This is a genomic window from Desulfovibrio desulfuricans DSM 642 (genome assembly GCF_000420465.1).
GTDB classification, from domain to species: domain Bacteria; phylum Desulfobacterota; class Desulfovibrionia; order Desulfovibrionales; family Desulfovibrionaceae; genus Desulfovibrio; species Desulfovibrio desulfuricans.
The window spans coordinates 42520-63921 of sequence record NZ_ATUZ01000019.1; the positions used below are offsets into that span (position 1 = coordinate 42520).

Genomic DNA, 21402 nt, shown 5'->3' on the forward strand with positions numbered 1-21402 from the left:
TGACCTTTTCGCTTGATTGCTTGGCTTAAAGGCCAAGCAATGATGAAAGGGTTTGTGTGCTTTGCCCCATGTTCACCCCCAACCGGCCCCGCGCCCCGAAGGGGTGCGTGCTTCATTAATTAAGGTTTTTCATTTTGAAGCTGTTCCCGTTTTTATTTTGACAAAAAAACGGGAACAGAAAACGGGAACAGCATTTTATTTGTATTTAAACAACTTTTTAGCTCTGTTCCCGTTTTCCCGTTGTTCCCGTTTTCATTTGAGCTAGTATAGAGAGTGAAGGTTCTTTTTCTGTTTTTTTGAAATATATTTTAAGTTTTTGCCAAATACTATGAAATTATATATGAAAAACAACAAAAACGGGAATTTTCTTCTTTCATCTGTCCTTTTCTCTATCTTCCCCATTTTGCAGCGGGAACAACGGGAAAACGGGAACGCCCTTATGTTATAAGGGGTTTTTGTTCCCGTTTTGCGTTCCCGTTTTTTTTGTTCCCGAAAAACGGGAACAGACCCAAAAAAAGGGGCTGTTTGCCCCCTTGGTTAGACTGCCATGCCGTTTGTAAGCTCTCTACAAAAATCTTGGACTGGTATGCCGTCCATAAGCTCGCCTTGTATAAAGAGCTGATTCGTAAGTATTTCTTTCTCTTCAATTTCTTTTTTAAGTTGACTCGTCTTTTCGTCATTTATCCTAATGACATAGCATCGAATTTTGCCAACACCAGGAAAGCTTTTTTTGGTTTTAATGCGTCCGGCTTCCTGGCATTCTAAAATACCTTCTTTTTGCAGCACTTTTGCGGCTTTTTTCGTATTAAAACCTTTGAAAATTTCTTGTTCCCAAGATTCTTCTAGAACATAAAATTCGTCATCACTTCTAAAACCGCACCTATTTATACAGATTTGTTCGATTTCGTTTCCTTCTGCATCGGTGCGGGGTTGTAAGTTTTGAAAACGGCTCTGACCATGTTTTTCAATAAAGAGCTGCATTGTTTTTATAATATTTTTATCTTCCCCAGCTCCTTGACCGCCTCGCATTTCTAACCAGCTTTCAAAACATTTTCTTACTGCGGTTTCAATATGTTCTATTGTGTGAGGGAAAATACCATGTTCCACAGCTATTTTCCCAGCAGCAAGGCACATGCCAAACCTCATAGCAACCCTCAAAACTTGTCCATCTGCTTTTTCTTCACAAACTCTTTTTGCAAAATCTTCGCTTAATACTTTGATTTTTTTTGAGATTTCATCTGTTTTGATTAAAGCTTCTACAAAAGCAGGCCCAGCAGTCCCATAAAACTCACGCGAAACATCTTTTATTTTTACTGCAAATTCAGCAGGTTTCATGCCGTGGCAGTCTTCAAAAACGCCCATATTTCGCCCAGCATCGGCAAGGATTTCTGCAATTCTAACTGCTTGTCCTGCCTGTAATTTTTTGTCAACTTCTGAAAGTTTTTGAGAGAGTGTTATTTCTCCAGAAGATAGAAATGTGGTTCTCCATGTCTGTGCGGCTTTTGCCTGTCCATCACGCCCAGCGCGAGATTTTCCCGTTCCATTTGCAAGCATATATGCAAGGTCGCTGCAAGCTTTTGCGGGGGCTTCTCCAATTTCGTCTAAAACTAGGCATGTATCATTGCTAAAAACTGCAAGGCTTTCAGCTGCATTGTCAGTGGTGCGCCAAGATTTAAAATGGCCTCCCTGGTCGCCCCATATTGATGCGGCGAGGCGTAGTGCTGTCGATTTTCCCTTTGATGATTCGCCAACGATATGGAAACCGCCAGATTCCCCGCCTGTCAGGTAGAGCATCGGCCCTGTCAGGGCGGCGCACATCATAAATGTTAGTCGAGAATTTCCTACGCTTTTTTCTGCAACTTCACGTTTCCACTCTTCTAGTGTTCCAGCTTCTCTATACATTTTTGCTGTGCCTGGGGTCTGCTGCATAACTACTTTTTCGGCTTTTTCGGCTCCTAAATTCTTATGTGGAAGAGCAAATGTCCTGGCGTCTTCGCTCCAGCCCGTTTTTGTGGCAAGTCTGGCACGTTTTGTTGTGTAAGTATCCGCGCTTGCGAGAAATTCTTTAACATTCATAATACCTTCTGGCGTTACGCTAAAACCGTGGCCTTGAAGATATGAAAGCCACTCATTACCGGGTTTATTGAGCATGTCCCACGGCATTGCCCATGTATGAATATTTTTATCAGGATCAGTCCATTGCAAAAGGACGCCCCAGCCAGAATTGTCTTCAGTTCTTGTCATTGCAAGAATTTCAATCGGGCTAGAAATTTTTTGTATTTTTACAAGTTCCTTTGACTCTTCATCAAACACAACTTTCCAGAATCCATCTCCATATTTCTTAACTTTTTGTGCTCTTTTGACTTTTAATTCTTCTTTATTATTTGGTTTTACTTGAATTTTAGTTTTTTCAAAGTCTTCAGATTGTTTTTTTAAACGTGTAACAAAGTTTGTCTTAGTCATGATGCACCTCATTAAATTTATAATATTTATTTTTTACTGTTTACTTTTTTTTGTTTTGTGCTATCATGTGGTTATCTGAAAGTATGATAGCTTTTTTCTTTCTACAGCCGCAATCTAGCTCATTGCGGCTTTACTTTTGTTGAATACGTTTAGATTCAAAAAAATCTTTCACGTCAGTCGATTTATAATATGTCTTTCTTCCAATCTTGTAGCAGGGCGCATCTTTTCCTTTTCGCCTCCTCGCTCTAAGTCCGGCTAGAGTGATGTCCCACAATGCGGCCACTTCTTTCTCAGTCATTTTGTCTTCAAACATAGTAACTCCAAATAAAAAAATGTAATTTCGTGTAACTTGGAATAACAATAACACATCAAAACACCTTTTCAAGTCATTTTTACTGTTGACAAAGTTTAGTAATCGCACTTTAGTCACATTTCACAAAAAATTATCGTTGTAAAATAAAGAAAAAGCCCCTCGCATGAGGGGCTTTTTTAATATAAAAAATTTAAATATTTTTTTAAAGGGCTTTAAGAGTTTCTATTAGTTCAATTGGTGTTGACTTCATTTTATGAATCGGATTTTTATGCTGTTTAAAAGTAGTAGATTTATTTACTGAAGTGCGATTTTCGTTATTTTGTATAGCGATTTTCTCTCCAGCCTTAATTCTTGCAGCGTCAATTATAGAAATACGGTATTCTCCAAGCATTTTGTATAGCGGCAAAACTCCTTTTTTGTAATGCCTAAACGCAGTGGCGCGTGAAATTCCTAGGAAAGTGCATAGTTCTGGTACAGTCAGAATGTCTTTGCCCGTGCCGCTTATGGCAGCTTGGGCAAAATCTTGGGCCGCTGGTGAAAGACAGCTAAAATCATTAAGAAGCATCCTTGTTTTCCAATTGTTTTGCCTTTGTTCACGCATGCAGGGCAAAAAGCTGCTGGTATGCGTCATTATGTAACTTACGTTCTCATAGTTCGAAAACGATACAATATAATTCTATTTGCGTCAATATGTTTTATAAAAATTTTATAATATATGCATTCTGTTTTAATTTGTCAATAGTTTTGAAAATTCTACTGTTGTTATTTTTTAAAGCGTATCAATAGCTTGTGACAAATGGCTCGGCGCAAGGTGGGCGTATCTTTCTGTTACGGTCTGTGTCGTATGGCCCATCAAACTAGCAATGGTGTGCATGGGCGTTCCTCGCTGCGCAAGCCAGCTAGCGAAAGTATGACGCAGGGTATAGGGAACTACTTTATCCGTATCTCTTGTTATGCCGTTATTTAATTTTAAATCATCAACAACTCTTTTAAATGTGTCTGAAATTTCCGTTGTTTCTTTGAATATTAGTTCATATAAAGAAAGTTCTTCTCTTTTTGGTCTGATTTCATCAAGTGCAAGCTTAATCTTATTGCTCATTTTTATATTCCTTGGCCCGCCTTTAATCGTTTTTGTTTCTTTATGGATATAAATATTATCGTTCTCAACGTCTGCCCATCTTAGATTGTGCATTTCTCCAGGCCTGATTCCAGAGTAGAGCAAGAGGGTGGCCTTTACCCAGGTAATAAGGCTTCTTGATTTAAGCTCTGAAAGAAGTCTTTCGGCCTCTGTCTCTGACAAAAAACGCTGGCGGGCCACTTTTGAGGCGGGAGCAATCTTTTTAATGGTCTTTTCCCTGGTTGGATTTTCGCCCGAACAGTAACCAAGATTTTTGCCGAAATTCCAAAGCTGGGAGATTACATCTAAATGTTTATTGATTGTGCTTAGTGATTTTTGTTTTGGAATTTCTAGTTTTCCTCTTATATTTCTTAGCTGTGTTGGATTTTTACATTCAACTATAAAATCTGTTATGCGGTCTGGTGTGAGTTTGGAAAGAATGATATTTTCAAACATTGGTTTAATTGAAACTTCCCACCTCCCAGTTTCTTCTTTTACTGTCCTTAAATTTCTAACTTCATATTGCCTTGATTTTATGTAATCGTTCCATATGTTGCCAAAAGTTTTATTGCGTAAGGCTTCCATTTTAATTTGTTCTTCAGCCTCTGTCTTTGCTTCAATTATTGCTTGATTTTTAAGCTGATTTTCTTCTTTGAGTTCTTTAAAAGTTCCTGGTTTTTTGCCTTCTTTGCGGTTTCTTGCCAATCTTGTTGATAAGTCGATGACAAACAACTCTGACCAATCTTCAGATTCCCATCCTAAACTTTCTGAAATAACCTTTTCACCCATCCTATATTTCAGTTGCCAGTACCTATCGCGCTGACGGCTTCCCTTTTTTACCATTCGAGATTCATGTTCATAGTACCTGATTCCTTTTTGAAATGTCTTCCACACGATAGCCATTTTTTACGCCCCTTATTTTTAGCCACTATTTAGCCACAGATTTTGATACAAGTTGAATTAATCTGATATAAATTGATATATGTTGAATTTCTAAAAATCAAGCATTTAGGCGGTTATTGGCTATATTTTGGCGTCTAGGTAGGATGCTTAGTTGTTATATTTGACAGGCTACGAACCTGTAGGTCAGGAGTTCGAATCTCTTCGGGCGCACCATAAAAATCAAGCCCTTACGGTTAATCACCGTAAGGGCTTTTTCTGTTTTTGGTGGCTGTTGGGTGACCATAGCGGCTCAGTGCTAAAGGCTAAAGCCGTTCAGCTGACAGCTCGTCCATCAGCCATTTCATCAGTGCAGAAGGCACACAAATCTCTCGTGATATTCAGTTGCGGCGAGGCTGGGGAGAGTGGCGAACTCACGCAAGAGGAACTTGCGTGGAAACCGCTTGCCGCAACATTGCGATCAATTCCTACTCATCTCAATGGCAACCAAACTGATGCCGGCACTCTTTCTCCAAAGGTGAGCTGTACCGGGCGCTGCGTCATGCCGAAATAACCAGTGCGTCTCATTTTTTGGGCATAAACCTGCACATGTTGCGTGCGTATGTCTCCCGCTGTGCAGCAACTGGCCGCACCCTCACCGCAAAATGGCTTTTCTGTCTTTATGTCGAAGCTCATCAACTCCCTGCCAGCATAAAAAATTCTTCAGGGCGCAGAATTGTTACGGTTTTGCCAGAGAATGGCCCGAACAGTCCGCTTTCTTCCTGCTGCCGCAATATCTTGTACAAGGAGATTCTGTGTACGCCCAAAAGGCTGGCCATCTCCTGCTTGGAAACTCCCATATCGGCTGTAAGGGGGTCGCTGCCTGGGATTATGTGTTGCGCCAAAAATTTGCAGGTACGGGCCAACACGTTATCAAGGTACAGTGAGGAAGCCTGATTTGAAAGTACCCGCAATTTGCGGGACATGGAACACAGCAGATTGATGAGCAGATGGGGATAGTCCTTGCAGATTTCTTCTACATTTTCAGCCGTAAAGGCATAGCTCACGCAACCGGTTGCACACGAAAAATAACTCTCGGCAGGCATGGGATCAAAAAACGGCGTTTCACCAAAAACGCATCCCTCGTGAATGTACCAGAGGATTTTTTCGACCCCTTCCATGTTCTGATTCGTCAGCCGGACCCTACCTCGATCCAAAAAGTACAATTCTTGCCCAAAGGGTACGCGATGCCCCTTGGGCCAAACCAGCTTTCGCCCCAGATGCAATACTGAACGCCAGCTGGAATTCATTTCACGCATTTCCTTGAAGGCCAGGCTGCGTCCACAATTGATGCCGCGATTTTCCATTTTGCCTCCTTAGAACAGTTGCTCTGGCATTCTGATAACAGGGTTTTGCACCAAAATGCAATTAATTGTGAAAAATGTTGCAAATGAAACACGTGCCTTCCCTGAATCCGTACTATCCTGCCCCGTAGAGTGGATCAAATACCTTGTGCGCTGTTCCTCGCCTTCTGCTGGATATTGGCGCATTCCGCAAACATCAATTGATCTGGAGGAATTTAATATGGGCCATCCAACAATTTACCCCACAGGCGTTACCATATTCAAACCTGAAAAATGCTGGGGCGGGTACACCATCTTTCAGGCTCAGGAAGTTGGCGCTGTGCTTATGGATATGAACGGACATGAAATAAATGTCTGGAAGGGCGTTCACGGTATGCCCAATAAAATTTTCCCCGGCGGGTACCTTGTGACAAGCAGAGGACGCCGCAGTGGTAAATTCAGTGTGCAGGACGGCCTTGATGTTGTCCAGGTTGACTGGGACGGCAACATAGTATGGAAATTCGATCAAAATGAATTTGTTGAAGATCCTGGCTATCCGGGCCGCTGGCTTGCACGTTATCACCACGACTTCCAGCGTGAAGGCAACCCCGTGGGCTACTATGCCCCCGGCATGGAACCCAAGGCGCTTGAAGGCAAGACCCTTATCCTGGCGCACCGCAACGTGCGAAATAGCGCAATCAGCGACAAGCAGCTGCTTGATGACCTCATCCTTGAGGTGGACTGGGAAGGGAACATCCTCTGGGAATGGTCGTGCAACGAGCATTTCGACGAAATGGGTTTCCGCGAAGGCCCCAAAAACACGCTTTGCCGTAACCCCAACTACCGTCCGACCCAGCCCGAAGGCATGGGCGACTGGATGCACATCAACTCCATGTCTGTGCTTGGCCCCAACAAATGGTACGATGCTGGCGATGAACGCTTTCATCCTGACAACATTATTGTTGATGGACGCGAGGCAAACATCATATTCATCATCAGCAAAAAGACCGGAAAGATCACCTGGAAGATCGGGCCGGACTACGACACCTCCCCCGAACTCAAAGCCATAGGCTGGATCATCGGTCAGCACCATGCGCACATGGTGCCGCACGGCTTGCCGGGCGCAGGCAACATCCTTGTTTTCGATAACGGCGGCTGGGGCGGCTACGACGTGCCCAATCCCGGCTCGCCCACGGGTGTGAAAGCAGCCCTGCGCGACCATTCCCGCGTTCTTGAGATAGACCCGGTTTCTCTCAAGATTGTCTGGCAGTACACACCCAAGGAAGCCGGATTCCTTGAACCCATGGACAGCAACCGCTTCTACAGCCCCTTTATCAGCGGCATGCAGCGCCTGCCCAACGGCAATACCCTCATCACCGAGGGTTCTGACGGGCGCGTATTCGAGGTTACCCCCAACCACGAAATCGTGTGGGAATTTATTTCACCTTACTGGGGCAAGCATGTGCCCATGAACATGACCTACCGCGCATACCGTGTGCCTTACGAATGGGTGCCGCAGGTGGCAAAGCCAGTAGAAACGCCTATTGAACCGCTGAATGTTTCTACCTTTCGTGTGCCTGGGGCAGCCGCAGCAGGAGATCGCGCCAAAGAAGTGACCGTTGAGGGCTGCCAGCCCTACGAAGGCAGTAACGCGCTTTGCGTGGCTTCTGTGGAAGATCCCAAAGGCTAGTGCCTTAGAGAAAATTTGCGTTGAAGTGCTTTTGGGTTCGCCTCTGCCTAGTAGCGGGGCGAACCCGTGATCCCCGCTTTCACAGGAGATCCTCATGATTATCAAGACTTCAGACCTGACGCCCGGGCTGCTTGCCAAATGGGGCATCAATCTGGCGCTCCCCCTGGCCTTGTATTTCGTCCTTCCCCGCAGCGAAAGTCTTACTCCCCCCATGATCGCATTTCTGGCGGTCACGCTATGGGCCGTAATCGCATGGGCTCTGGACACGCTGAATGACATTGCCGTGGGTATCCTGCTGCCCATTCTTTATGTGCTGCTTTGCAGCACACCCCAGAAGGTGGTTTTTGCTCCGTGGCTTTCCGAAGTGCCGATCATCGTTATTGGTGGTTTCACTCTGGGCAAGATCATTCAGGTGACAGGCCTTGGCAAACGCATTGCCTTGACGTGCGTCAAACTTACCGGCGGCAGTTTTGCCGGGGCGCTTGCAGGCATAACTATTGGCGCGGCCATTGTTTCTCCCCTTGTGCCTTCAATCATGGGCAAGGCGGCAATTTTTTGCGCCGTGGCGGTGAGCCTGTGCGATGCCCTTGATTTCAAGCCCAAAAGCCGCGAGGCCACAGCCGTTGTGCTTGGCACCTGCATTGCCGTGGGGGCAACCAAGCTGGCCTATCTTACGGGGGCGGGCGATCTGGTTATGGGCATGGGCATAGTGGACAAGGTCATGGGCATTCAAACCAGCTGGATTGAATATGCCAAGTTCAACTTCCTCCCCGCCATGCTGTACACGGCCATGTCGCTGGCAATTGTGCTGCTTGTGCTGCGCAGCTCGGTTAACAGGAGTGTTCTGTGCGCCGTAGTGGAGCAAAAACACGCAGAGCTGGGCGATGTTACGGATGAACAAAGGCGAGCGCTTATCCTGCTTTGTCTCACCCTGGTGCTGCTTGCCACCGACAAACTGCACCATCTGAGCGCGGGATCGGTGCTCGTCATCATTACGGCGCTGGCCTTTATGCCCGGTATCGGGCTTATGGACGGCAAGCGCATGGCTTCCATCAACTTTGCGCCGCTGTTCTTCATCATGGGCTGCATGGCAATCGGCAGCGCTGGCGGATTCCTCAAGGTCACACACTGGCTGGCTGGCCTTGTGTTGCCTCTGTTCAGCGAAACAGGGGCCTGCCTGGCCTCTGTGTGCTCATATGCCGTTGGTGTTGTGCTGAACTTTCTGCTCACGCCGCTTGCGGCCACCTCGACCCTTTCTGCACCAATTACCGAACTCGGCATGCAGATGGGCCTGGATCCGCGTATTCTGTATTTTTCGTTCCAGTACGGCCTGGACAACCTGATATTCCCCTATGAATACGCCTTGTATCTCTATTTTTTCAGCAGCGGCTACATCAATTTCAAAGAGATGGTTATGGTCATGGCTTTGCGCATGCTGCTTACGGGCGGGTTTGTGGCCTTTGTGGCCATGCCCTACTGGCGCATGCTTGGATAACTCGCACACTGACAAAAGGAGGCGGGAGGATGAAAAAGCTGGGCATATTACTTTTGGCAGCAGGATTGCTGCTCGGAAGCGCACCCCAGTGCAGGGCAGTTGATTTTGACGTCAAGGGAAGCTGGCAGTTTGCCTTTGACTACATCAACGGCGGTAATTTCATGGGAAAGGACCGCAACGGAAGAAATACCGTGGGTCAACAGTGGGCTGCCATCCATCAGCAAAGGGACGAGTTTGAAGCTATCCAGAGGTTGCACCTGCAGCTGAATGCAAAAGCTTCAGAGAATCTTGCCGGCACCGTTTTTTTTGAAATTGGCGAACAGCGGTGGGGCATGGCTGCTCAGGGCGGCGCGTTGGGGGCCGACGGCAGCAACGTTGTCAAAGTCAAAAACGCATATCTCGACTGGGTCGTGCCCAATACTCCGCTGAAACTGCGCATGGGCCTTCAGGGCATAAAACTCCCAGGATTTGCCCTGGACAGTCCCATTTTTCAGGACGATGTGGCCGGAATAGCGGCATCGTGGAAAATGAACGATGCCGTCAGCATTACCGGTGTGTGGATGCGCCTGCTCAATGACAACTGGAGCGGTACTACCTCACAGCCTGCCAGTTACATGGATAATTTTGATCTGTTCGCCCTGACCGTGCCCGTGACGGTGGACGGACTCAAAATTACGCCCTGGGGCATGGGCGGCGCCATGGGACCAAACAGTCTCATGCCAGCCGCAGTTACCAACATGCCCGGCGGCAGCAAAAAGGTTGCTTTGACCAATCCCATAACCGGGCAGGCCATTGACGGTCTGGAACTGCGTGATGGTTTGTATCCGGCGGCCTTCAGCTCCGGCAGGGGCACCTCCAGACTGTGGAACGATGATTACAGCTCCATGTACTGGGGGGGGCTGACCGGGCAGTGGGCCAGCTTTGAACCTCTCAGGATTTCATGGGATTTCATTTACGGCAGCGTTGACCACGGCAAGGAAGACCTGAATCGCCGGGGCTGGTTTGGCATGCTGCTGGCAGAATACGCTTTGGACTGGGGGCTTCCCGGCCTGTACGGCTGGTACTTCAGCGGCGATGACGACAATCCCAATAACGGTTCGGAACGTCTCCCTTACCTTGCCACCACCAATAACCTGACCAACTCGCTCTCCACCTTTGGTTACCGGGGCAATCCCATCATGGGCGGCGGCAAGGGCGTGTTGGGCGTCAACCCCAGCGGGACATGGGGCGTAGGCGCGCGCATCAAGGACGTGAGCTTTCTTGATGACTTAAGCCATACCCTGCGCGTCAACTATTTTGGCGGCACCAACGATACAAAAATGGCCTCATACATCACCGGGCGGCATGCCACTGATGCTTCAGGAAGGCAAATCTACCGCAATAACACTGACTTCAACTCGTTCGGCACGTATCTCACCACAGCCGATACGGGTATGGAAGTCAACCTCGACAGCAAGTACAAGGCCGCGGAAAATCTGACGTTCATCCTGGAACTGGGCTATATCCACCTTTGGCTGGACAATGACGTATGGGGCCACTACCAGAACATCTCTGGCACAAGCCTCAATGTCAAGGATGCATGGAAGGCATCGTTCAATGTCGTCTATTCGTTTTAGACCCGAGCGATATTTCCGTACATGCAATGTTCACGAACTCGGAGGAATATGATCATGAGATTTCGTGCTTCAATTTCCCTGCTGGCAGGTCTGCTTGCCCTTGGGCTGTCCACGCAGGCTCCTGCATATGAGGTGCATGACGGCCCCACCGGCGTCATCAAGCTCGTGCCCGAAAAAACCTTCAAAGGCTACACGCTCTTTGCCCCCACGGTTAAATGCACAACCACCTATCTTATTGATATGAACGGCGACGTTGTGCACACGTGGAAGAGCAAATACCCTCCCGGCCTCTATGCCACGCTGTTGCCCAATGGCAATCTGCTGCGCGCAGCCGCCCCCAAGGATCAGCCGGTCAAGATTGGCGGCGCAGGCGGCATTATTGAAGAACTGGACTGGAACGGCAACGTGGTGTGGTCGTACACCATGCTTACGGAAAACGAGATCCAGCACCACTGCTTTGACCGCATGCCTAACGGCAACACCATGATTCTGGGTTGGGAGCGTAAAACGCCCGCCGAATTCCAGGCCAAGGGCCGCAAGCCCGGCACGTGGCCTGAAGAAGTCAAGATCAAGGGGCAGGCCGTGCGCGACTTCTGGGTAGATTTTGTGCGCGAGGTGGACAAAAACGGCAAGACTGTCTGGGAATGGCATGCCTGGGATCACATCGGCACCGGCCCGGATCAGCTGGACATCAACTTTGCTCTGCCCACACCTGTGGGGCCGGGATACGACAGTTTTGACTGGTCGCACTTCAATACGGTGCAGTACCTGCCCAAGACCGACCAGATTCTGCTGAATTCCCGTAACTTCAGTGAATTCTATATTGTTGACAAAAAGTCGGGCAAAATCGTCAAGCGCTGGGGCAACCCCGCCGCCTACGGCAAGGGGACGCGCCCCGAATGGTACTACGACGGCACCCAGCAGGTTTTTGGCGAACACAACGCCACCATGCTACCCAACGGGAATGTGCAGATATTCGACAACGGCTCGGAACGGCCCGAGGGCAACCGCTCCCGCGTGATCGAGGTCGACCCGGCCAGCGGCAAGATCGTATGGCAGTATGCCGCCAATGGTTCCAACAGCTTTTTCAGCTACCGGCAGGGCGCTGCGGAAAGACTGCCCAATGGCAACGTACTTGTGACATCCACGCATCAGGGGCATCTTTTTGAAGTAACCCCCGCAGGCGAGGTTGTATGGGAATTTGTGAATCCCATCATGGCAGGGCAGGCCAAGCCTGTTTTCTCCGACCGAGAGGATGCCGTGCCCAATGCCCATCAGACATTTACCAATATGATCCACAGGGCTTACAGATACGCCCCGGATTATCCCGGCCTTAAGGGAAAGGATCTGAGCGTTAAAGCCCAGTTGTTGCCCGGCTATCCGAAATTCTTTGAAGTTTGGAAGCCCACCGCAGTAAAATAAAATCGCTCCATGAAAGTTCACAGCCCCCGAGTCTTTTATAGACTCGGGGGCTGTGCATTTGTGCGCCCCAAATTGTTGTTCGGTCAGTTTGGGCAGCGTGGTGAATGCACATGAAGAAGGACTTTGCTACCGCGTGATAAAAGAATAGCCCCGAAGGGCAATTCTTCGGGGCTATTGCTGGGGGAGTTTAACAATGGGGCAGGTCAGCTTGCCACAGCCTGAGCGTATTCCTCGGCTGTAATGCATCCGCCTTCATCAGGGGCCGTGGGTTGCACCTTTATCAGCCATCCCTGATTGTAGGGATCATCGTTGAGCAGTTCCGGGGCATCTGCGAGGGCTTCATTAATGGCCGTGACCTGACCGGAGACGGGCATGATGGCCTCGCTGGTTACCTTGACGGATTCAATGGAAGCGCAGGATTCCCCCTGCCGGAAGCTTGCACCCACAGCGGGCAGGTCAACAAAGATCACCCCGCCCAGTTGATCCTGGGCAAAGTCGGTAATGCCGATAAGGCAGGTGCCGTCAGGCTGGCTTTGCGCCCACAGATGTTCTGCATGGTATTTTCTGTCGTGAGGAAAGTTCACGGTGTTCTCCTTGGCGGTCGCCGGGTCAGTTGGATTCCACGCGCACTCTGGGCGCCATAATGGACATGGACACAATTTCATCCAGCGTGGGATGGGCAAACATGACTTTGTGCAGGTTTTGCGCCGTATAGCCTTCCTTGATCAGCAGCAGGGCCACCATAACAAGGTGCGAAACACCCGCGCCAACTGCGGCAATGCCTGCAATTTTGCCATCGCTCCAGACTGTTTTGACAAATCCGGCTGTGCCGCCGCTTGCCTGCGCAATGGGATTCAGGGACAGGGCCGCCTGGGAGACTTCCACTATTTTGCCTTCGCGCAGGAGGGCCTCCGCCGTCTGGCCAACGCGCATGACTTCCATGGCTCCGTAAACGCATGAGGGCACCGGGCCGGATTGGTATTCTCCGGCGTTTTCGCCAAGGATGCGTTCCGCCACATACACAGCCTGATGTTCCGCAGCGTGGGCCAGCAGCACAAGGCCGTTGACGTCACCCACGGCATAGACGTTGGGGGCGGCTTCAAGAAAGGCGTTTGTCTCAACATAGCCGCGCTTGTTGAGATTGCAGCCCCATTGCTGGGCATTCAGCCCGGCGGTGTTGGGTGTGCGGCCAACGGCCACCAAGGCTTTGGCTGCGCTGATGACCGTGCCGTCTTCCAGGGTGAGCTGCGCCTGCCCGTCAACAGTGCGCAAGTCTTTGGCCCGTGCGCCTTCGTGACAGGTTATGCCGTTTTTTTGCAGTGTCCGGCGCAATTCTGCTGCGATATCGGTATCTTCCAGAGGTGCGATGTGGGGCGCAGCCTCCACTATGGTCACCTTGCTGCCCATGGCTGAGAAAAAGTCACCCAGTTCAAGGCCGATGGCCCCGGCGCCAATGATGACAAGGCTTTCAGGAACAGATTCAATGCGTAGCAGATCAGTGCTGTCCAGTACGCAGTCGTGATCGGGCGTCAGACCGGGAAACGCTGCGGAAGATGACCCGCAGGCCAGAATGATGTGCTGCGCAGTCAGATCTGTAGCGCCATCTTCGGCATGAACGCGCACAGTGCCCGGTGCAATACCTTCGCCACGCCCGGTAAAGATCGTCACGCCCATGCTGGCAAGGCTTTTGCCAAGCGTTTTGCTCGTCCCTGAGGTGAAGCGGCTCACGCGTGTTTGGAGCGCTGCAAAGTCCACGGCAATTTCGCCCTTGGCTACGCGGGTTCGTTGCTGGGCATGCAGGAGCGCCAGCGGGGCCACAGCGCCGAGCAGCATCTTGGTGGGGATGCAGCCGCAGTTCAGGCAGGTGCCCCCAAGGTGCGTTTTTTCCACAAGGGCAACGCTTTTGCCCGCCTGGGCAAGAAGACGCGCTGCCGTGGTTCCGCCGGGGCCGCCGCCCAGAATGACAATATCAAAAGATTGCATGACGCCCCCTATTTAACGATGTCTGCCTTGAACAGATGCTGGCGCGAGGCGGAGCGGTACATGAGCAGGTTCTGCTCCGGCAGGGGTTCCAGCCCGCGCATGTCCCACACCATATCCGCCGTGACGGCGGTGATGCTGTAGGGCATGGTGGGCTGGCCGCAAGCTTCGGCCACAAGTTTTGCCGCCGCTGCGGCATCTTCCCTCTTGGGCCAGTCCCAGCCATCGCCAGCGGGAAGCGGCATGGCCAGAAAACGCACCGAGCCATCGGGCGTGGCCTGCACAAGGGCGATGGTTTTTGCCAGTTCTTCCTTGCTGGGAGCGCCGCCAAAAATTTTTGTGCTTGCCTCAGGGCAGCCCACAAGATTGCAGACTACGTGCACATCCTTGGTCTTCAGCAGTTTTTCCAGCAGTTCCGGCTTGCGGCCATCGGTCTGCAACCAGACCTGCAAGCCGCCAGCAGCCAGTCGGTCAACAAGAACCGCGAAATTATCTTCCTGCCCGGCAGGGCATTGCGAAGGGTAAAGACCCGCAATTTTGCCGTGGAGCATGTCGCTGCGGGTTACGCAGGCCTCCAGCGCGTGGCCCGAAAGCAGGTAGGCGATGATTTCGCCGGAACCCTGCTTGATGACCTCGCCATCGGAGAACAGGGGAAATTCCACTCCTTCAGGATTGCGGTAAATGGCCTTGCGGTTTGTGCGGTAGAACGTGTTGAATTCCTGCGCGTCAGCCTTGAAATCTATGGTGTCGTATGTCAGCCCGCGTTCGGCAAGAAAGGCTTTGACGATCTTGCAGCGGATGCAGTCCGGCGCTGTATAAAGGGTTATGCCCATGTGAGCCTCCTGTTACGAAAAACCGTGGATGCAGATGCGTAAATTCCTGTTTTAGCCGGAGCTTAGGCAATGTCTTCGAGCGACTTGCCACCCGTGCGCGCACCCCATACGCCAACGACAATGGCGGGGATGATGCACAGCATGCTGAAAATATAAAACACTCCGTCAAAGCTGTATGCTGCATAGACAACAGGAATGAGAGGTTGTGAGAAAGCAACGGCCAGACGACCAATCGAGGAGTGGAAGCCCGTGGCGGTGTTGCGCAGGTGGGTGGGGTAGGATTCCGCCGTGTAGGAAAATACGGTGAAACCCATGCCCATCACAAAGGCCGTAAGCACTGCGCCAGTAAGCACCACTGCCCAGTATTGGCTTAAATTGCCGAAGATGGGGGCAAGCACGGCCATCACAAGCAGCATGATGACAATGGGAATCTTGCGTCCACCCTTGTCGGTAAAAGCACTGGAGGCAAACAGCCCGAGCGGTACGCCAATGGAAATGAGCGTGGTGGCCATAAGGGTGTCTTCAAGCGGGAAGCCGTGGGCCTTGAGCAGGGTGGCAGTCCAGTTGGTGACCACAAAGGTGGCGGGGTTGGTGCAAACCACCAGCAGAAAAATAACCAGAGTGCGCCTAAGATACTTGGAACTGCACATGCCAAGCAACACTTCCTTGAGCGGGGGCTTGCTGGTCAGACATTTGCTGGCCGCATCGGCAAGGTCGATATCCCTGCCTGTGAGGTCTTTCATGACGGCTTCCGCTTCTGCAATGCGGCCACGGGCCACGAGCCAGCGGGGGGATTCATCAAGGTAGCGCCAGGCGATGATGAGAGCGATGTAGCCAACGCCGCCCATATAGAAGATGTAGCGCCAGGCTTCTTCGTGCAGGGGAATAATCAGGCGGCAGAGCATACCGATGACCGGCACGGCGCAAAAACCAACGCCCGCGATCATGTTTTGCCATTTACCGCGACTCTCGGCTGGGGCCATTTCTGCAATATACGCTTGCGAACATACCATGAGGCAGAACACGCCAAAACCCGTCAGGGCGCGCGATGCCACAAATACGTGGAAGCTGTCCGTGAGTCCGTTGATGATGGAGGCTGTGGAAAACAGCGTGATGGCAATGAGAAACGTTTTGCGCCGCCCGATGATGTCCGAGATAAATCCACCGACAAATCCGCCGAGGGTCATGGAGGCAAAATACCAGAAGGTCACAGTTCCAAGATCCTTCATGGTCAGCCCCCAGTTGTGCATCAGCGCCGGGGCAATAAAGCCGAAGTTCCAGTTATCCATCTGTTCGCAGAAGTATGCGACCATGATGATAAAGAACACTGCCTTGTGGCGTCCTGTAACAGCAAGGCCGTCAAAGTAGTTATTGCTGATGCGCGGCGAATCCTGCATTGCGCCTCTCCTTTTCATTGTCTGCCATTTTGCATTTTTTGTGAAAAAAATCATCCACTGCCACGTTGGTTCAAAAACCTAGGCTAGCAGTGGTGCTGGTGACGTTGTTGCGGCAACCTTTTCTGAATATTTTTTTCACATTTATAAAAATATTCTTTTAAAATAGTATGTTGAGCTATTTTTGAGAGATGATGCCCATTGATTGTGAAAAAATAAACTTTTTTCAAAAAACGTTGTTGCGGCAACGGTGCAGGCTCTCGGAAAGCGCCATTACAGAGCATTACTGGAAGAGGTTTCTGTATGGTTGCACCAACTTGCACAGGAGGAATGATGAAAGCTGTTCGCAACAACGTACTGGGAGTGTTGCTTGCCGGGGGCTTGCTGTTTGCGCCGGAAGCGGCCGAGGCGGTTGATTTCAAGGTCAAGGGGGCATTTGATGTAAGCTTTGAAGCATCCAATGTCATGCCGCGCGGGATTAAAGGGAGCGACACCTTCGGCGCGATCGAGCGCCTGCGCACCCAGATAGACGCCATTGCCAGCGAAAACGTGTCCGGCAGCCTGATGTTCACTGTAGGCACGGGCACCATGAACTGGGGAAAATCCGGCGATGGCGCATCTCTTGGAGCGGACAGTTCAAAAAATCTTGGCGTCCGGCATGCGTACATTGACTGGCTCGTGCCCAAGACCGATATAAAGGTGCGCATGGGTATGCAGCCGCAGCTTCTGCCCGGTTATGTGACTGGCTGGAGCGCGGTATATGGTCAGTATTCCACCGGGGTAACCGTCAGTTCCCCTCTGGTGAGCAGCGGCGATTACAAGATGGGGCTGACGGGCTTCTGGGCGCGGCCGTACAACGACAATTCGGAAATTACGCAAAACGGACAGACGCAGAAAAACTACCTTGATAACCTTGATCTGTTGGCGCTGACCTTGCCGATCACCGGCAACGGCATGAAAATAACCCCCTGGGGCATGTACGGCCTCATTGGCGAGAACAGCCTGCGCGGCATCAACAACAATACCGAGCAGCGCGAACCTGCCATTTACGCCCCGCGCGGCGGGCTTATGCCTGTGCTTGGCAGCGGCGGCAACTATGTCAGCACGTTTGAAAAAAAGTATCGCAACGCAAACAACACATGGGGCAATGGCTTCTGGGGCGGCCTGACCTCTGACATCACGGCTTTCGAGCCTTTTGATATCGCGGCGGAGTTCACCTATGGCCGCGTGGATATGGGCGAGCTGAAAGATTACACCCAGTTCAGTTCCACCCGTCAGGCCAAGACCTTTGACCTTGTGCGTCAGGGTTGGTACGCCGCCCTGCGTGTGGACTACAAGTGTACCTGGGGTACCCCCGGCGTAACCGCCTGGTACGGCAGCGGCGACGACAGCAACCCCTATAACGGTTCGGAACGTCTGCCTGTGTTCAACTCCCCTTGGCCGGTCACGCCTCTGGGTTTTGGCGGCGGCTTCTTTGATCTCAATACATGGAAGGTTCTCGGGCACAACCCCGGCGGTCTGGCTGGCGTTGTGGGCACCGTCAAGGATGTCAGCTTTATTGACGACCTGACCCACACTTTCAAACTCGCGTATTTTCATGGCACCAACAGTGCGGAAATGCCCCGCAAGGCCAATATGACGAGCTATCCCAGCAGGGCCGACGGCCCCATGGCCTACCTGACCACCACCGACCATGCCTGGGAAGGCAGCGTGTCCAATACCTACAAGATTTACGACAACCTGCTGATGAATGTGGAAGCCGCCTACGTGAACCTGCATCTTGACGGCAGCACCTGGCGGGGAGTGGAAGATTCGCAGTATCGGGATAACTGGCGCGTTTCGCTGTCCTTCCGTTACCAGTTCTGATTTTTGTAGCCCTTGGGCTGATGTGGCGGGGGAGCTTGCTCTCCCGCCTTTTTTTATGGCGAAATTTTGTCTGGTTTAGACGTTTTGCGGGGGGGGGCTTCCCTAAATTTTAGCCTTGCCCAGTGACCCTGCGGGCCGCTTCCTGCCTGAAGTGAGATGGTGGAGCAGAATTGCCAGTATCAATGATCCATCTGGGGCGGCGTCCGCCGACTGTCAGATTCCTTTTTTCTGCACCGCAAGAGCAAAAAACTTTATGCGGGGGAGGGCGGCCCACAAAAAACAGGGGCCCCGTCCGAAGACGGAACCCCTGCAAGGAAGGTATGGCGAACAGGTTTCTATTCCGTTGCGGCTACGCAGTGCCCTGCGCCGCTGTAGTAACCGATGGTGCCTTCAACCTTGACTTCAGACATGGGGCCAAACGGGGCCGCGCCGGGTACGCGAAAGGTCTTGACTTCCAGAGGTTCAATGGCCTTTTCTTCCGGCACATCCGCCTGCGGCACCCAGGAGTAGGGCAGGCGGTAGGCGCGGTACACCCAGTTCATGGGCAGGCTGATGTGGCCCTTGTAGGGGCAGATGTATTCCCACACGATTTCGTGTTCTGCCGTCACTTCAAAAACGCGGCCGTCGGAACCTTCGCAAATAAGCGTGTTGCCGTTGGGCAGGCGCTGGGCAGAGCTGATGAAGGGGCTGTAAAAACGGCTGGCATCCAGCGGCACGAGGAAGCCTGCTTCATGCGGCGTATACTGCCACACAATCTTGCGGGCCACGGGATCTATTTCCAGCACGCGGGAGTAGTCGCGCTGGGCCGCCTTGACGCCCTTGGGCGCGCCGGGATTGGGGTTGCCGTAGCCGCCCCAGCCGCCGTTGTCGTATACCAGAATATTGCCTTCACCGGGCAGGCCACGGGGGATCATGTGCGCATGGTGCTGACCAATGATCCAGCCGATGGCCTTGTCTTCGGGGCTGCGGTCATAGTCCGGGCCGAGCTGCCAGACAACCTTGCCGGTTTTTTTGTCCAGGATGAGAATAATATTGGTTTCCCGTCCATCAATTATGATGTTGTCGGGGTGGAAGCGGGAATCGCCAGCCTCAAACCATTTGTTGGGGCCGAGGGTGGACATGGAGTTGACGTGCATCCAGTCGCCCACGCCGGGGGCGTCTTCCATGAGCGTACCGCCCCGGTAGTTGGGGTCGCGGCACATGGCGTTGAGCGCAGCCTCGGTGAAGCCCATTTCTTCCGCATGGTCAGAGCAGTTCCATTCCCACACGATGTCGCCGTCCCAGGTGACTTCGTAGATAACATCGTCAACCAGCGGTTTGTCGCTGATGTAGGGCTGCACAGTGTTTTTGTGGCAAAGCACCAGAGTGTTGCCGGAGTCGATCTTGGGTTCCTGGCCGGGAGCGTAGTAGCCTGTGGAGCTGCCTTCGCGCTGGAAATCGTGGTGCTGACGCGCCATCCACTGAGCCTTCTGGCCGGGATCTTCTACAAATTCGGCGCGGTCGAATTTCCACACGATTTTTCCGTTCCAGTCGATCTGTACAAGGTCAAGCTGATCCTGAAGCCCGTGCTTGGGGTGGCGTGTGCCGGTGCTGCCCATAAGCATGCCGCCGGGGAACATCTTGTTGGGAAAGCCGTGAACGTCCTTCCACATGCGGATTTCATGTCCGTTCATGCCAAGAAGCAGAGCGCCGTTGTCCGGCGCCTGAATGATGGTGAATCCACTCCAGGCTTTTTCGGGGTTATAAACCGTTACGCCTGTGGGATAGATAGTCGGGTGTCCCATGACAACCTCCTCGGTGGGCTGAATGTGCTTACATTGAACCGTTGAAGGCTTTCCGGCAAGCAGTGCAACAACACGCAATGCCGAAGTGAAAGTCTCACGATGGTAGATCAATGGCCTGAGGCCTTTGATCGTGTACGCAGAAATGCTGCCACAAGATAAATGGTCAAAACGTTGTCCTTGCAACATAATTCACAAAAAGGGTACGGTAGGTTCCAAAACAGCATGTGGAACGCTGGCATGATAGAGGCCGGGATTCCGCTTAACGCCTTGAGTTCATCACTTTCCCAGGGGGCTGACGTGTCATTTACTGAATTGTTCAGACAAAATGAGTGTTGGCGAAGCGTGGCGCTGACAAAGCCGCGTCTGTTTCGTAAGGGGCATAAATTTTATGACAATCTGCCAGAAATGTACTTTCTGGTGAGCGGCAGGGTTCGCCTTATGGCCCTGGCCCCTGATGGAAGTGAAAAATCGCTCTGGTATCTTGGTGACGGCTCATGTTTTAATGAAACACCAATGTTTATGGACGGGGATAAAAATATACCCTCCGGGCAGGGCGAGGTGCGATTTTTTCATGACTGTTCAGAAGACTGCTATATCTGCACATTTACCAGAGAAGACGTGCATCGTCTGGGTATGCAACACCCTGAACTTCTTTTTAATCTTTGCAAAAGTTACAGTGTAAAAGTTACATTGTTATCAAAAAATGCTGTTTCATTGTGTATGGAATCGCAACTGACACGCATATGCAAGTTTTTGGCTTCACGGATTGTGCCGGGCTCAGAACCTCTACGGGCCAAACGCGATATTTCTTACCGCGATATGGCTGACCTGCTCGGCATGCACCGCATCACCCTGTATAAGGTTATGCGGCAGGCGCAGGAGCGGGGTCTGTTTTCTTTTGACAAGAACAGCGATGAAATATTCATTCTCAAGCCGGACGAATTTTACAAAGAAGCGCATATGTAGATGGAATGCCCAGCTGCCTTTTGCGTGTATTTTAGTATCGTTTGACTGCTACTATTTTTTGTGTAGCACAATACCAAATAATAATAATAGCAGCGTGTGCAGGTGTCTTGCAGGTGTTTGAATGCCTGCAATATCTGTGGCATGCACAATTGTTGAAAAATTAAACATATTAACATACTATAATATCAGGATAAACAGTTTCTTCATAAGAATTGCACAACCTGCGGTAGCTGGACTTCAC

The 21402-nt window shown here is 51.0% G+C and carries 16 protein-coding genes and 1 tRNA gene; 7 read left to right on the forward strand and 10 right to left on the reverse strand.

Translation table 11 applies throughout. The features are described 5' to 3' along the window. Positions 1–537: 537 nt before the first annotated feature. The 4 genes from G449_RS17345 to G449_RS0114475 all read right to left on the reverse strand — a co-directional run bounded on the left by G449_RS17345 (position 538) and on the right by G449_RS0114475 (position 4796). The gene (locus G449_RS17345; protein WP_022660033.1) at positions 538–2463 is read right to left on the reverse strand and encodes a DUF927 domain-containing protein; all 1926 of its coding nucleotides are present in this window, start codon (positions 2461–2463) and stop codon (positions 538–540) included. 130 nt (positions 2464–2593) lie between these two features. Then, a complete protein-coding gene (locus G449_RS0114470) occupies positions 2594–2776 on the reverse strand; it encodes a helix-turn-helix domain-containing protein (RefSeq protein WP_022660034.1) in 183 nt (60 codons plus the stop codon). Between the two features lie 202 nt (positions 2777–2978). Continuing rightward, on the reverse strand, positions 2979–3407 hold the full coding sequence (locus G449_RS18510) for a helix-turn-helix transcriptional regulator (RefSeq protein ID WP_159060485.1): 429 nt from the start codon (positions 3405–3407) through the stop codon (positions 2979–2981). 138 nt (positions 3408–3545) lie between these two features. Continuing rightward, positions 3546–4796, reverse strand: a complete 1251-nt coding sequence (locus G449_RS0114475) for a tyrosine-type recombinase/integrase (RefSeq protein ID WP_022660035.1) — start codon at positions 4794–4796, stop codon at positions 3546–3548. 130 nt (positions 4797–4926) lie between these two features. Here G449_RS0114475 and G449_RS0114480 point away from each other — a divergent pair. Continuing rightward, positions 4927–5009 (forward strand) — tRNA-Arg (locus G449_RS0114480). 458 nt (positions 5010–5467) lie between these two features. On the opposite strand, the gene G449_RS0114485 is transcribed toward G449_RS0114480, so the two are convergent. Further along, positions 5468–6139: a cyclic nucleotide-binding domain-containing protein gene (locus G449_RS0114485; RefSeq protein ID WP_022660036.1), complete on the reverse strand. Its 672-nt coding sequence runs from the start codon at positions 6137–6139 to the stop codon at positions 5468–5470. A 217-nt stretch (positions 6140–6356) separates the two neighbouring features. Here G449_RS0114485 and G449_RS0114490 point away from each other — a divergent pair, with 217 nt between their 5' ends. The 4 genes from G449_RS0114490 (at position 6357) to G449_RS17350 (ending at position 12338) form a co-directional block, all read left to right on the forward strand. Further along, the gene (locus G449_RS0114490; RefSeq protein WP_022660037.1) at positions 6357–7805 is read left to right on the forward strand and encodes an aryl-sulfate sulfotransferase; all 1449 of its coding nucleotides are present in this window, start codon (positions 6357–6359) and stop codon (positions 7803–7805) included. A gap of 94 nt (positions 7806–7899) precedes the next feature. Further along, complete coding sequence (locus tag G449_RS0114495; protein ID WP_022660038.1) at positions 7900–9300, forward strand: SLC13 family permease; 1401 nt, start codon at positions 7900–7902, stop codon at positions 9298–9300. Positions 9301–9329: 29 nt separating this feature from the next. Continuing rightward, complete coding sequence (locus tag G449_RS0114500; protein WP_022660039.1) at positions 9330–10916, forward strand: outer membrane homotrimeric porin; 1587 nt, start codon at positions 9330–9332, stop codon at positions 10914–10916. Positions 10917–10970: 54 nt separating this feature from the next. Next, on the forward strand, positions 10971–12338 hold the full coding sequence (locus tag G449_RS17350; protein WP_022660040.1) for an aryl-sulfate sulfotransferase: 1368 nt from the start codon (positions 10971–10973) through the stop codon (positions 12336–12338). Positions 12339–12541: 203 nt separating this feature from the next. On the opposite strand, the gene gcvH is transcribed toward G449_RS17350, so the two are convergent. The 4 genes from gcvH to G449_RS0114525 form a co-directional block, all read right to left on the reverse strand. Then, positions 12542–12922: a glycine cleavage system protein GcvH gene (gene gcvH, locus G449_RS0114510; protein ID WP_022660041.1), complete on the reverse strand. Its 381-nt coding sequence runs from the start codon at positions 12920–12922 to the stop codon at positions 12542–12544. Positions 12923–12947: 25 nt separating this feature from the next. After that, a complete protein-coding gene (locus G449_RS0114515; protein WP_022660042.1) occupies positions 12948–14321 on the reverse strand; it encodes a dihydrolipoyl dehydrogenase family protein in 1374 nt (457 codons plus the stop codon). Between the two features lie 8 nt (positions 14322–14329). Next, a complete protein-coding gene (locus tag G449_RS0114520) occupies positions 14330–15151 on the reverse strand; it encodes a glutaredoxin family protein (protein ID WP_022660043.1) in 822 nt (273 codons plus the stop codon). A 62-nt stretch (positions 15152–15213) separates the two neighbouring features. Further along, on the reverse strand, positions 15214–16548 hold the full coding sequence (locus G449_RS0114525) for an MFS transporter (RefSeq protein WP_022660044.1): 1335 nt from the start codon (positions 16546–16548) through the stop codon (positions 15214–15216). Between the two features lie 330 nt (positions 16549–16878). Between G449_RS0114525 and G449_RS0114535 the strand changes: the two genes are divergently transcribed. Beyond that, positions 16879–18411 (forward strand): outer membrane homotrimeric porin, encoded by a 1533-nt coding sequence (locus G449_RS0114535; protein WP_022660046.1) that lies wholly within the window; start codon positions 16879–16881, stop codon positions 18409–18411. Between the two features lie 335 nt (positions 18412–18746). Here G449_RS0114535 and G449_RS0114540 read toward each other — a convergent pair whose 3' ends face one another. Further along, on the reverse strand, positions 18747–20195 hold the full coding sequence (locus tag G449_RS0114540; protein ID WP_022660047.1) for an aryl-sulfate sulfotransferase: 1449 nt from the start codon (positions 20193–20195) through the stop codon (positions 18747–18749). A gap of 297 nt (positions 20196–20492) precedes the next feature. Here G449_RS0114540 and G449_RS0114545 point away from each other — a divergent pair, with 297 nt between their 5' ends. After that, positions 20493–21161 (forward strand): Crp/Fnr family transcriptional regulator, encoded by a 669-nt coding sequence (locus G449_RS0114545; protein ID WP_034605794.1) that lies wholly within the window; start codon positions 20493–20495, stop codon positions 21159–21161. Positions 21162–21402 lie beyond the last annotated feature (241 nt).